This window comes from Bariatricus sp. HCP28S3_D3 (assembly GCF_052065755.1).
GTDB lineage: Bacteria > Bacillota > Clostridia > Lachnospirales > Lachnospiraceae > Allocoprococcus.
On sequence record NZ_JBQHTK010000112.1, the window covers coordinates 1 to 385 of the forward strand.

Genomic DNA, 385 nt, shown 5'->3' on the forward strand with positions numbered 1-385 from the left:
TCCGGCAGCCTATAAGAAAGAATATCCGTGGCTGAAAGAAGTAGATTCCCTTGCACTGGCGAATGTGCAGATTCATTTGGAGAAGGCTTATAAGAACTTTTTTGTAAATCCGGCTGTTGGTTTTCCGAAATTCAAGTCGAGACATCGAAGCAGGAAGAGCTATACAACGAATGTGGTGAATGGGAATATTCGTCTGGGAAACGGAAAGATCCGGCTTCCGAAACTGAAGGAAGTGAAGATCAGGAAACATCGGGAAATACCAGCGGGGTATGTCCTGAAGTCGGTGACCATAAGTCAGGAGCCTTCCGGAAAATACTATGCAAGTCTGCTTTATGAGTATGAAGTCTGTGAGAACCAAGCAGAGAAGAGAAAAGAAGCAGAACCG

At 44.9% G+C, this 385-nt stretch carries 1 protein-coding gene; it reads left to right on the plus strand.

Going from position 1 to position 385, the window contains the following annotated elements; translation table 11 throughout:
* A partial coding sequence (locus tag ACTNB3_RS17950; RefSeq protein ID WP_441027324.1) for an RNA-guided endonuclease InsQ/TnpB family protein occupies positions 1–385 on the plus strand: 385 nt, incomplete at both ends.